Below are 12,697 nucleotides of genomic sequence, written 5' to 3'. Positions count from 1 at the left end.
GAGCATAATTTTGTTATAAAGTATTTTCTTTTGTAAATGCGATAATTTCACTTATTCTACCAAAAGCCAAAGCAACTACTGTATCTGCAGCACCATAGTATACTGCTATTTTATCTTCTTTGATATCCTGCAATGTAGCACAAGGAAAAATAACATTGGGCACATCACCTACCAGTTCGTAGACTACTGATGGAGTTAATAGATAAGGTTTTGTTCTGTACTTTACGATATCTGGTGATTTTTTGTCCAAAATTGCAGCTCCAAGAGCATATCTAAAACCATTACAGGTATGGATTACTCCATGGTAAAACATAAGCCATCCCTCTTCTGTTAACACAGGTACTGATCCTGCTCCAATTTTAGTACATTGCCATGCACTATCTTCAAAAGGAGTAGCCTTCATAACGCTTCGATGTTCTCCCCAATATTTCATATCTGGACTATAGCTAATAAAAATATCTCCAAACGGAGTATGACCATTATCACTTGGTCTGCTTAACATTGCATATTTACCATTAATCTTTTCGGGGAACAAAACACCATTTCTGTTAAATGGTAAGAAGGCATTTTCGCATTGAAAAAACTCTTTAAAATCATAAGTATACGCAATACCAATTGTTGGACCATGATAACCATTACACCATGTAATCCAATATCTATCTTCTATAAAAGTAACTCGAGGATCATATTTATAATCAGAAGCTATCATCTCAGTATTTCCCTCCTGCATTATTATAGGGTCGTGATTGATACTCCAATTAATTCCATCATCACTAAAACCGGCAAAAATATTCATTTGAATAGCCTTATTATCACATCTAAAAACCCCAGCATAACCATCTTTATAAGGTATAACAGCACTATTAAAAATACTATTAGAAGAAGGAATTGCATCTCTTTTTATTATCGGGTTTTCTGAATACCTCCACATGACATCTGTACTGCCTTTAGGTCTTTCTTGCCATGGTATTTCTTTTTTCATATTCTTTTATAATTTATTTTAGGGTAATTTATAGTATCGGCTGCCTGAGAATAATATTCAGGCAGCCTAATTTTAACTATTTCTTATATATCTTAAATGTTCTTCTTTTATTTTCACCTTCCAAAACAACCAAAAACATACCTCTATCATTACGTTTTAAAGAGTTAAGCTCTATAGAATGATCTTGAGGAGTTATCTTTCTATCTATAATTAATTGTCCTAAAACAGTGTAGATCTTTGCAGAACTAAAAGTATGCCCCACAGATAAATCAATTTTTACATAATCGGTAAAAGGATTCGGGTAAATAGCTACACTTTCTACATCTTTCTTTTCAAAATTAATTGTAGAAGTTTTATTGGAACCAGGACCAATCAACATGATTTCTGCTAACTGAGTCATACTAAGGTTTGATCTATTTTTTGTTGTGTTTATTCTATAATATGTATAAGATGTGGTATTGGTAAATATAAATTCTCTTTTTTGAAATCTACTTGACCAATTCTGACCTGTCCAACTTCCTAAAGTATTCCAAGAAGTTCCATTGTTTGATCCTTGAATATTAAAATTTTGAGGATCTCTACCGTCGACATCATTAGCACTTACTATAGCTAGTTTATTTACAACTTTTGCTGTTGGAAACTGAATTCTTATCCAACTTGGGTTTGAAGTACTAGGAACTCCTCCATTATCCAACCATTTGCTCCAATTAGAATTCTGTATACCGCTAGTATATAGGTTATCAAAAGCCATATTTTTGTTTTCATTATTGCTAATCTGGGTTCTTGCTGTCACTGTTCCTGTACCTACTGGGTCAGTATAATCAACTTCATTATTTGATGGTCCGATCAACTCAATTTCTGCTAACTGAGTCATACCAACGTTTCCTCTATTTTTTGTAGTGTTTATTCTATAATATTTATAAGGTGTAGAATTTGTAAGTGTAAATTCTCTTTTTTGAAATCTGTTTGACCAATTTTGACCTGTCCAACTTCCTAAAGTAATCCATGACGAACCATCGTTCGATCCTTGGATGTTAAAATTTTGAGGGTCTCTATCTTCAGCATCATTAGCACTTACAATAGTAAGTTTATTCGCAAGTGCTTCTTCTGGTAACTGAATCATAATCCAGCTTGGGTTTGATATACTGGGTGTCCCTCCATTGTCCAACCACTTAGTAGTAGTATTGTTATCGATCGCCATATCCTTAGCTTCACCGTTATGAATCTGCGCCCTAGCTGTTACTATAGCTGATCCTACTGGATCAGTATGATCATTTGATGAACCTCCTCCAGACGAAAAAGCATTATTAATTGCAGTGGCATACGCCGCTACATACGGGCTATTATCAAATGCGTCATAAAGCCACATAAATCCCCCAGAGATATTACAGTTACTTTCCCAAGTATTCATTTTATTTTCTACTGCTGAAACACTGGAGTGACCAGGTCCTCCCCACATTCCTGGATATACAGGAATACCAAAATCCCAAGAAGTTGAACACGGATTATTACCGCTTCCTCCAGCATAAACCTGTAGATATGTCCTGTCCAAATTTCCTGGGTACGCCGCATTTACCTGGCTGACTAAGGCACTCCAAAAACTACTTCTAGTATACGGAACAATTGCATTTTTAAATCCAAATCCTGCCAGCATTTTTGTAAATGCAACAGCTGATTCAGTATGGTAAGTGCCTTCATCATCATTATTAAAAGCATCAATACCTGGGATGGCATTTTTTAACGCTTGAAAGTTTTTAAATAAGGTAGTACCTGGCCCAAACCCTTCTGAATTATAAAAATTTCTAACAGCATCAAAAGTTCCTGACCCATAGCCACTGAGACCGAACTCTACTCTATTTATCGATGTAGGCGCTACTTTTAGTTGCGTCACATCATTTGGAAAATTTGGATAATGAGCATTCCCTACATAAACTCCATTTTTAACCAATGGAAACTCTCCATTAAAGCCTAAATTGCCGTTAGATTCGATATGAATAGTCCATATAATAACAGTCGTAAATCCAGAGTTACGTAATTCATCAATTGCATAATTTCTTTGCATATAAACAGGTCCTCCAGCGTAGATTGCCGATTCTTGACCTGCGACCTGAGTACAGATTGTTATCAATAGCACCAGTAATGCCAATTTAAAAATAGTAGTGTGTGTTTTCATAATATAAAAGTTAAGTTATTTAAATTCATTTATAAAAATGATAATGCAGTACTATTAATATCTATTTCAGAATTAAACGACAATTCTTACATACTATATCCATTCAAAAAAACTATCTTTTAAAATAGTACTGCACTCTTTTATATTCGCAATCTCAATTTTACAATTATTATTTTCCTAGTTTGTTATACCATGTTTTTTTTAATATTACTGAAGTAATGATCATCAATAATATCGCCAAAGCCATGCTATAATATTCTTTTATAATTAAATACATGGGAACTAAGACAAAGCTCATTTGCCAAGCAACCCCTATAGCACAATTAAACATATCTTTCCAGAAATTTTTATTAGGTTCAAAATCTGGATCTTCTTTTTGTATTTCTTTTACTACTGGTTTCCACCACCCCCAAGGTGTCGTAGTTTTATAAAAGTTCTTTAGTACTTCTATATCATCTTGTTTCCCAAGTATTACTCCTAAAAAGCAACCAATAAAGGATATCAATAAAATTATTGGAAACAGGTAAATCGCTGTCGTATTAGGAAAAAACCCGGGTATTATTGTTGCCGCAATAAGCCCAGCTAACATTCCTCCAAAATATCCATAAGAATTAAATCTCCACCATACCCACTTTAATACATTTGCAGCGGCATAACCTCCATACAACGCAGCTGTTAACCATATCGTAAGCTCATTAATCGAAGATGCAAAAAACCCACCCAGCACTCCTACAAGTACAATAACAACAGATGATAAGTAACTGTATTTAATGTATGTTTTATCAGATGCTTTGGGATTAATATATTTTTTATAAATATCATTGACTATATATGCTGGAGCGGCATTTATAAAAGCAGCAAATGTCCCCATAAATGCGGCTAACAAGCCTGCTAATAGCAAACCTTTAAAACCTATTGGTACAAATCGTTGAATAGCTACTGGTAATATTGTTTCAAAATCTACCCCTATTCCTGCCTCTTGCAATTCTGGTCCCAAATACACTAGCCCTAATACTGCAAATCCAGTAATCATCAAATACCTGGGTATAAAAAGAACCATAATAGTAAAAGCACTCATTTTTGATGCTTCGACTTCATTTTTTGTGGATAAAACACGTTGCATATCGTAGCTCGGTACTGGACCAGCAAGACTAGCAAAGATCCCTTTAAAAATCATCATCATAAACAGAAATCCGAACAGAGAAAACCCATCTTCCTCTATTTTTTCATTTACACTATCTATATACCCCGTCCAATCCAGATCTAATTCCATCCCAAAGAATAGATTATTCCAATTTTCTGGGGTGGCTCCAGCTATTTGTTCTGCTGTAACAGATGTAAAAGCAATATAACCTATGACCAAACAAGAAATAGTCATAATAACAAACTGAACCACTTCAGTTCCTACTACACTATACATTCCTCCTTTTAAGGTATATAATGTTGTTATACCAATTATAATTAACGCATAGGATTGCTCTGAAGTCATTGCCAATAACCCAAAATCAATAGATAAATCCCACGGAAAAAATATAGTTGCAAATTTACCGATACCTTCAAAGAAATAAGCTATGAAGCCTAGAGTGCTTATCACGGCAAAAATGGTAACTATGATATGAGATAATTTAGCTCCTAAAGCAGATCCAAACCTATAGGTTATCCACTGTGCCCCTGTTATTACATTAGATCGTCGTAACCATGCGGCTAAAAAAATCATAATAAAAATTTGATTCCATACAGGCCATAACCAAGGAAGCCAGGCGCTTTTCATACCATAAACAAAAAGAATAGTAACACTCCACATCGTACCTGAGACATCAAACATACCAGAGGCATTAGACAATCCAAGGTAATACCAAGGAATTTCATTTCCTCCTAAAAAATAAGACTCCATATCTTTTGATGCTTTCTTCGAAACATAAAATCCAAAAAGAAGTGTAATAATTATATAACATAGTATTATTACTATGTCTATGGTAGCTAAATTCATGTATAATTTGAGTTTGTTATTCCTTTACTCCCCAGTTTTTATTTGGTGTATCTCCCATTACAAAATGCAATGTTCCTCCTTGTACCAATTCCTGATGGGTAATATATGGTCTATTAAATTCTTTTCCATTCAGCGTAGCTGATTGGATGTATATATTCTTATCTGAAACATTTTCCGCTTCTATAACAAAGGTTGTATTCTCTGAAAATTTAATAGTTGACTTTTCAAAAATCGGACTTCCAATCTGATATTCTCCAGATGCTGGATTCATAGGGTAAATTCCTAACGAACTAAAAATATACCAAGCAGACATTTGACCACAATCTTCATTACCACTTAACCCATTTGGTGAAGTGTTGTATTGTGTTTTTAATATTGTATTTACCCAATATTGGGTTCTCCAGGGTGCATTAGCCTTATTAAACATATACGCTATATGATGGCTAGGTTCATTTCCATGTGCATATTGCCCTACAAGTCCCGTTATATCAACAGAAATATTATCCCCTATAATCTTAGAATCTTCTGTAAAAAGTTGTTCTAGTTTTGAAATAAACTTAGATTCATCTCCATAGAGTTTTATCAATCCTTCTACATCATGTGGAACAAACCAACTATGTTGCCATGCATTACCTTCGGTATAATCAGCATGTACTCTATGTGCAGAAAATTTGGGATCAAAAGGCTCGTGCCATTCTTTTCCATCCCGAGATTTTCCTCTCATAAAACCTGTTTTGGGATCAAACAGGTGTGAATACCCTGAAGAACGCTTTAAGAAATAATCATAATCATCATGTTTTCCTAATGCTTTTGCCATTTGTGCCACACACCAATCATTATAAGCATACTCTAATGTTATTGTTACAGACTCATCTAATTGGTCATAGGGTATATATCCATATTCTTTATATAGTTCTAGCCCTCTTTCGTTTTGCATCATCGTATTTTTCATTGCTTCGTATGCTTTTTCAGCATCAAAACCTCTAATTCCTTTTAGGTACGCTTCGGCAATAACAGAGACAGAGTGATATCCTGTCATAGTATTAGTCTCATTGGCATATAAAGTCCATACTGGCAAAATCTCTTTAGTCTTATAATAAGCCATCATAGAATTTATAATATCTGAGACTTTATCCGGTTCTAAAAGTATGAGTAATGGGTGCTCTGCTCTAAAGGTATCCCAAAGGGATAGTGTAGAGTATGCGGTATATCCTTTTGCATAGACGATACTATCGTTTTCTTTTCTAAATGTGCCATCCAGATCACTATACGTTACTGGTGCCACTTGAGCATGATACAATGCTGTATAAAAAATCGTTTTTAAAGAATCATTTTTAGTTTCTACTGCAATTTTTGAAAGTGAGTTTTCCCATAATGAATTGGCAGTCTCTACAGTAGTATCAAATTCGAACTTGTTTTTGTATTCTGAAATGTTATTTTTTGCATTCTCAATACTTACAGAAGATATTCCTACCTTGACCTCTAGTTGGTTTTTATTTCCTTGATTAAAAAATAACTGAACTGATGACTTTACTCCTTTTACAGAGTTTGTACTTTCCGCTTCAGTGGCATCTTTATATAGGTCATAATCATTGATTGCTTTAGAAAATTCTATTACAAAGAACACTTTTTGATTTTTTGCCCATCCAGTACTATTTCTATATCCGGAAACGGTATATTTATCCTCGATATGTATTTGAGATTCTAATGTTTTATCCCAATTGATGGCATATCCCAAATCCAGTACTACAGATTGGGTATCTCCTTCTTTATATTCGTATCGATGAAAAGCTGTTCTTATAGCAGAAGTAAGTTCTACATTAATATCAAAATCTTCTAAAAAAACATTATAGTACCCTGGTACGGCTTTCTCTCTATTGTGAGAATATCTGGATTTAAAAGGTATTTCATCTCTTGTTTTAAAAGAAGTAGATAAATCTACTTTCTTATTAATCGGCATTAGTCTAATATCGTTAAGGTCTCCAATTCCTGTACCACTAAGATGCAAATGGCTAAAACCTATGGTTAAAGAATCTGAATAGTGATATCCCGAACACCAATCCCATTCTGAAATTCCATTATCCGGACTTACTTGCACCATCCCAAACGGAACTGTTGCTCCAGGGTATGTATGACCATGACCTCCAGTACCAATAAAAGGATCGACAAATCCAGAAACATCACTTTTTTCTACTTCTTCATCTATTATATTTTTGTGTTCTTTTTTACACGAAAAAGTGATTGATATTACTATTAAGAATAATTTAATATTATGAAGTATTTTCATCTATTTATATTTATTTTTTTATCATTGCTCTACGGGAAAAGCAAATAATATCATAAATATTTACAAAACATATTGCTAAAAGAATAATTTTAGATCAATAACAAAGCAACTCCGTTGAACGTCAAAAAATACTGAAGAATTATGCTACGGAAGATTAAAAACATTCTAAATGTAACCCCTGGTAACAATTATAGTATTACGGCAAAACACCATGTCATTTTTTGGTTAGTATACTTCCTTTTTACCACTTTTAAATGGGGTAGTTACTTTAATGATTATGCATACTCTTTAAAAACTACATTTCTGGGGTTCATCATACATATGACACTAAGTTATTTTAATATATATTACTTGATGCCGAAGTTTGTAGACAAACGCAAGTACCTGATATATATACTATTACTATTCACCTCTTTATTTACTATGGTCTTAGCCAAATTTTACTTCACCTATTTTTTAGTTGATCATAATGTTTGGCCAGAAGGTCCTGAAGTGACCAATGAATTAACCTTAAATTATACTATAGAAATGATGCTAGGAGAACTCTATGTAGTCTCTTTTGTTTCTGCTATTAAAGTGACCTTAGACAGGCTAAGAGAACATAAAAAATTAATTGATGTAGAAAAGTTACAACTAGAAACAGAATTACGTTTTTTAAGAACTCAGATGTCTCCTCATTTCTTCTTTAATACCCTAAATAACATCTACTCTCTTGCTGTAGAAAAATCGGATAAAACTCCAAAGACAATTTTAAAGTTATCCGAATTAATGAGGTATTTATTGCACGAAACTAATCAAAAAAGGCAATGTCTTAGTAAAGAAATTATGTGTCTTCAAAATTATTTGGACTTAGAAAGGATTAGATATGGAGATTCTCTGCTAATTAATGTGAACATCTCTGGAGAGATACAAGGAAAAGAAATTGCCCCAATGTTATTGCTTTCGTTTATAGAAAATGCTTTTAAGCATGGCGCTAATAAAAATACTGGAGAAATTGAGATTAATATATCTTTTATCATCATTGATGATTTTCTTAATTTTCAAATCACCAACCCTATCCCTGCAAAAAACAATAAAAACAAAATACCCTCTTTTTCTGGTGGCATTGGCATCGGAAATGTCAAAAAAAGACTTGAATTAGGTTATAAACCTGATGAGTACTACTTAACGATAAATGAAAATAATGATCAATATGTTGTTGATTTAAAAATTAAAGTGTGATGGATTTAAAATGCGTTATAATTGATGATGAGCCTTTGGCTATTAAAGTGATAAAAAATTATGTGAATCAAACAAAAGGATTAACTCTTATGGCTTCATTTAATGATGCTACCGAGAGCCTTGAATATTTAAGAAATAATGAAATCGACCTCCTTTTTCTAGATATAAACATGCCCCTTTTGGATGGTCTAAACTTATTAAAAAGTATACACCAAAAACCCCTTACCATAATTACAACTGCTCATGAAGAATTTGCGGTAGAGAGCTACGAGTTAGAAGTAGTAGATTACTTAGTTAAACCCATCCCTTTTCAACGGTTTATAACAGCAGTAAACAAGGCATTTAGAATAAAAGGTTATCAAGAAAAAGATAATTATATAACCCCTAACAAGAGACCATATATCTTTTTGAAAATAGATAAAAAAAAGATGCAAAAAATATACTTAGATGAAATACTATCTGTAGAAAGTCTAGGAGATTATATCAAAGTAAATACTTTAACAAATAATCATATTGTACACCAAACACTTAGTAACTTTACTGACGATTTACCTTCTGATAAATTTATTCGAATCCATAGATCTTATACCATATCCATTGACAAAATAGAATCTATTGAAGGAAATAGCATAGAGATTGCAAACATTAGATATCCGATTGGGAGAAGTTATCTTAGTGAAGTAAGAAGTGCCATTTTTAAAGAGTAAACAGGTATTTCTTTTTACTCAAAATAGTATTTCTACCTTAATAAACGGTCTTTTAATGTTATAAATTAGGTAGACCACAAAGCCTCATCACTCAATTACAGAAAAAAATGAAATATCTTATCACAATATTATTTGCAATAGCAACCAATCTAAATAGTAATGGGCAAATATCAGTAATGTCGTTGAATATTAGGTACGACAATCCCGAAGACAAAGAAAATGGGTGGGAAAGCAGAAAAACTGACATCAAAGATATGCTACAGTATTACCTTCCCGATTTTTTTGGTATCCAAGAAGGACTCAATAATCAGGTTAACTATCTAGACCAAGAATTACTCCAATACAAATATATAGGAGTAGGAAGAGATGATGGAAACATAAAAGGGGAATACACTGCAATTTACTATGACACTACAAAACATAAATTAGTAAAAAGTAATACCTATTGGTTATCTAAAACGCCAAATACTGTGTCTGTTGGCTGGGACGCCTCTATGGAACGAATTGTTACATATGGAGCATTTATGAATAAAAAGGCAAAAGATACTTTACATATTTTTAATGCTCATTATGACCACATGGGAGATCTTGCCAGAGCAGAATCTTCTAAATTGATATTAGATTTGATTGCTAAAAAAAAGTTACAAAACAAGACTGTAATTGTAATGGGAGACCTCAATAGCATACCAACAGATACACCTATTACACTTTTAAAAACTGAGTTATCTGATGCTTTCGAAACATCCAAATCTCCTCCGTATGGTCCAATAGGAACTTTTAATCAGTTTAACTCCAATGTCATCCCAAAAAAAAGAATTGACTATATTTTTACCAAAAATATTACGGTTATTAAATACCGAAATATCAATGATAAAAGAAAAAACAACCTATACCTGTCGGATCACCTACCGATCATGATAGAAATAGAAAATGATTAGGGCAAATGAAAGTGTATACATCAGGACTAAAGAATAATTAAACAGCTACTACCCAAAGAAGTTATCCTTCTATCTACTAACCATATATTCTTAAACAATTCAAAATGTTGCTAAAACAATATCATATTATACCTAATTTAGTAGTGAAGTAAGTAGCATAAACACAAAGTCATTTACACTTTGAATTTAGCTTAATAAAACCCTCTTTTGCAGTAAATTTCAAGTAATTGGTACAAGTATTTATTTCTTAAAAATGGAAAAAGAAGAACCTTTAGTCAACTCAGAATATTTATTACAAAAATTCCCTGGCAAGGGAGGTTGGATCTATGCGGCTATACCCGAAATTATTCAAAATAAAAGCACCCCTTTTGGTTGGGTAAAAGTAAAAGGTTCTGTAGATGATTATAAACTAAGACAATATAAACTCATGCCGATGGGTAATGGTAAGTTATTCTTACCTATTAAATCTGAAATTCGGAAAAAAATCAACAAAAAAGAAGGGGATTACGTGCATATTATTCTTTATCCTGATGATTCTTTACTCAAAATTCCGGAGGAGATATTAGCATGTTTTAAAAACGAACCAAAAAAAGTGTATAGAACTTTTTCATCCTTTACCGAAGGAGAACAAAAAGCATATCTAGACTGGATCTACAAGGCTAAAACTGATGAAACTAAAACAAACCGTATCATAAAAATGATGGATAGACTACAGAAGAAATTGAAATTTTATGACAAAGAAAAAGAATAGGATTAAAAATACATATCTATAGGGTTTGACAGCAATAACTATGTAAATAAAATAAATGGCAAGAGTATATTATAAAAAAAAGAAACTGATTGGTAATCCTATTCATAGTAATGCGATTACCCCTGCAGTTTTTGAAAATATCATGACCAAAACCGCTCCACCAAAAAATACTCACTTCACATACAACTTACAAAATGAACTAAATACTTTTGAAAAAGCATTAGTTTGGGATGGTGATTTTTGGTACACTCATAAAAATAGCGAAATATACTTACCAAAAGCGATAATTTTTGGTGATGATTTTTCTCTTGCCTATCCAAAAGAATATTTTTTTATAGCGTATATAGAAGGAAAAATTGAATTGCGAAAAATAAAAGGAGGTAATGGCGTAACTTTTAAAGATACTATCGGGATATCAAAAAAGGTTACCGATATAGATGTTATTATAAAAATTAACAATTCTATGGTAACAATTAATGAAATGGCTTCTAAGATCAAAAAGAAGTCATCAAAAATTAAACCTAAAGTTTTAAAACCAACAGATACAAAAATATTAAAAGCATACGATAGAATAACTGAGCTATGCGGGTGGTCAGAAAAACAACGACAAATTCTACAAAAACATATTGTTTCTCAAAAAATTGGGAACGATCAATACGAGGTAAGAAACCTTATTTTAGACTATTGCTATCAAAAAGAACTAGAATTGTTTATCTATAGAGATTGGAAAGATGTAGTAGAAGAGTTTACCTGGGAGCTTCAAAAAATCTTAAAACAAAATTTTGGGATTGATGATCCAATCTCTCTTGGAAAATTCAATAACGAAACTCCTATTTATGAAAAAGGTGTTTTTGAGCACTTTAATATTATTCTAAAAAAATATCATTTAGAATTAAATGGTTTAGAAACTGATGGTGATGACTACCAGTTTATTATTAACAAAATTGAAAACAGCAAAGAAATCAAACAGAACTTAAGCTGTGTTGGATTTGAAACATGGCGAAGTTTATGATACTATGTTTTAAGTATTCTTTAATATAGATTGCACCCGTGTTTTTAATTGAGGCAACACCTCTTTTTTATACCATTCATTTTTTGCCTGCCATATGTTATTTCTTGGTGACGGATGGGGTAATACAAAATAATCTGGTAGATATTCTTTATAGTTTTTTACCGTATCTGTTAAGGTTCTTTTTAATCGATCACCCAAATAGTATTCCTGAGCATATTTACCTATAAGTAAAACAAGCTCTAAGTGATCTATTTTACCTAATAATTTTTGATGCCACAAAGGAGCACATTGTTTGGTTGGTGGCAGATCTCCTGATTTTCCTTTTCCCGGATAGCAAAACCCCATGGGTATCAATGCAATTTTTTGTGGATTATAAAATGTGTTATCATCAATTCCCATCCAAGCTCTTAAGTTTTGCCCACTTTTGTCACCCCACGGAATCCCAGATTTATGTACAACACTCCCAGGAGCTTGCCCTATAATTACTATTTTACTTTGTACATGTGCAGAAACAACCGGTCTTGGACCTAATTCTAATTGTGCCGTACATTCTGTACATCTCGAAATCAAGGACAGTAGTTTTTGCATAATTAGTATACCTTATTTATTTCTGGTGTAAATTGCTTAAACATAGTA

At 32.6% G+C, this 12,697-nt stretch carries 10 protein-coding genes; 5 read left to right on the top strand and 5 right to left on the bottom strand.

Annotated elements, in window-relative coordinates:
* Positions 1-13: 13 nt before the first annotated feature.
* The 4 genes from C1X07_RS13825 to C1X07_RS13810 all read right to left on the bottom strand — a co-directional run bounded on the left by C1X07_RS13825 (position 14) and on the right by C1X07_RS13810 (position 7,432).
* Positions 14-982: a glycoside hydrolase family 130 protein gene (locus tag C1X07_RS13825; RefSeq protein WP_103070613.1), complete on the bottom strand. Its 969-nt coding sequence runs from the start codon at positions 980-982 to the stop codon at positions 14-16.
* 76 nt (positions 983-1,058) lie between these two features.
* Positions 1,059-3,155: a discoidin domain-containing protein gene (locus tag C1X07_RS13820; RefSeq protein ID WP_103070612.1), complete on the bottom strand. Its 2,097-nt coding sequence runs from the start codon at positions 3,153-3,155 to the stop codon at positions 1,059-1,061.
* A gap of 169 nt (positions 3,156-3,324) precedes the next feature.
* A complete protein-coding gene (locus C1X07_RS13815) occupies positions 3,325-5,145 on the bottom strand; it encodes a sodium:solute symporter family protein (RefSeq protein ID WP_103070611.1) in 1,821 nt (606 codons plus the stop codon).
* A gap of 16 nt (positions 5,146-5,161) precedes the next feature.
* The gene (locus tag C1X07_RS13810; RefSeq protein ID WP_103070610.1) at positions 5,162-7,432 is read right to left on the bottom strand and encodes a GH92 family glycosyl hydrolase; all 2,271 of its coding nucleotides are present in this window, start codon (positions 7,430-7,432) and stop codon (positions 5,162-5,164) included.
* A gap of 141 nt (positions 7,433-7,573) precedes the next feature.
* On the opposite strand from C1X07_RS13810, the gene C1X07_RS13805 reads away from it, so the two are divergent.
* The 5 genes from C1X07_RS13805 to C1X07_RS13785 all read left to right on the top strand — a co-directional run bounded on the left by C1X07_RS13805 (position 7,574) and on the right by C1X07_RS13785 (position 12,061).
* On the top strand, positions 7,574-8,653 hold the full coding sequence (locus tag C1X07_RS13805; RefSeq protein ID WP_103070609.1) for a sensor histidine kinase: 1,080 nt from the start codon (positions 7,574-7,576) through the stop codon (positions 8,651-8,653).
* Positions 8,653-9,360 (top strand): LytR/AlgR family response regulator transcription factor, encoded by a 708-nt coding sequence (locus tag C1X07_RS13800; protein WP_103070608.1) that lies wholly within the window; start codon positions 8,653-8,655, stop codon positions 9,358-9,360. The genes C1X07_RS13805 and C1X07_RS13800 overlap by 1 nt, the downstream gene beginning before the upstream one ends.
* Positions 9,361-9,467: 107 nt before the next feature.
* Positions 9,468-10,298 (top strand): endonuclease/exonuclease/phosphatase family protein, encoded by an 831-nt coding sequence (locus C1X07_RS13795; protein ID WP_241507259.1) that lies wholly within the window; start codon positions 9,468-9,470, stop codon positions 10,296-10,298.
* Between the two features lie 253 nt (positions 10,299-10,551).
* Positions 10,552-11,049 (top strand): YdeI/OmpD-associated family protein, encoded by a 498-nt coding sequence (locus C1X07_RS13790; RefSeq protein ID WP_103070607.1) that lies wholly within the window; start codon positions 10,552-10,554, stop codon positions 11,047-11,049.
* 55 nt (positions 11,050-11,104) lie between these two features.
* Positions 11,105-12,061 (top strand): DUF6630 family protein, encoded by a 957-nt coding sequence (locus C1X07_RS13785; protein WP_103070606.1) that lies wholly within the window; start codon positions 11,105-11,107, stop codon positions 12,059-12,061.
* A gap of 9 nt (positions 12,062-12,070) precedes the next feature.
* Here C1X07_RS13785 and C1X07_RS13780 read toward each other — a convergent pair whose 3' ends face one another.
* Positions 12,071-12,649, bottom strand: coding sequence for a uracil-DNA glycosylase family protein (locus C1X07_RS13780; RefSeq protein ID WP_103070605.1), 579 nt, complete (start codon positions 12,647-12,649; stop codon positions 12,071-12,073).
* Between the last annotated feature and the right edge of the window lie 48 nt (positions 12,650-12,697).

Source organism: Aquimarina sediminis, assembly GCF_002895435.1.
Taxonomy (GTDB): Bacteria; Bacteroidota; Bacteroidia; order Flavobacteriales; family Flavobacteriaceae; genus Aquimarina; species Aquimarina sediminis.
Note: the sequence above shows the minus strand (reverse complement) of the source record. Positions and strands in the feature narration are given on the sequence as shown.

Coding starts and splice junctions, on each gene's coding strand:
- C1X07_RS13825 (WP_103070613.1), bottom strand. CDS start 982: ATGAAAAAAGAAATACCATGGCAAGAAAGACCTAAAGGCAGTACAGAT.
- C1X07_RS13820 (WP_103070612.1), bottom strand. CDS start 3,155: ATGAAAACACACACTACTATTTTTAAATTGGCATTACTGGTGCTATTG.
- C1X07_RS13815 (WP_103070611.1), bottom strand. CDS start 5,145: ATGAATTTAGCTACCATAGACATAGTAATAATACTATGTTATATAATT.
- C1X07_RS13810 (WP_103070610.1), bottom strand. CDS start 7,432: ATGAAAATACTTCATAATATTAAATTATTCTTAATAGTAATATCAATC.
- C1X07_RS13805 (WP_103070609.1), top strand. CDS start 7,574: ATGCTACGGAAGATTAAAAACATTCTAAATGTAACCCCTGGTAACAAT.
- C1X07_RS13800 (WP_103070608.1), top strand. CDS start 8,653: ATGGATTTAAAATGCGTTATAATTGATGATGAGCCTTTGGCTATTAAA.
- C1X07_RS13795 (WP_241507259.1), top strand. CDS start 9,468: ATGAAATATCTTATCACAATATTATTTGCAATAGCAACCAATCTAAAT.
- C1X07_RS13790 (WP_103070607.1), top strand. CDS start 10,552: ATGGAAAAAGAAGAACCTTTAGTCAACTCAGAATATTTATTACAAAAA.
- C1X07_RS13785 (WP_103070606.1), top strand. CDS start 11,105: ATGGCAAGAGTATATTATAAAAAAAAGAAACTGATTGGTAATCCTATT.
- C1X07_RS13780 (WP_103070605.1), bottom strand. CDS start 12,649: ATGCAAAAACTACTGTCCTTGATTTCGAGATGTACAGAATGTACGGCA.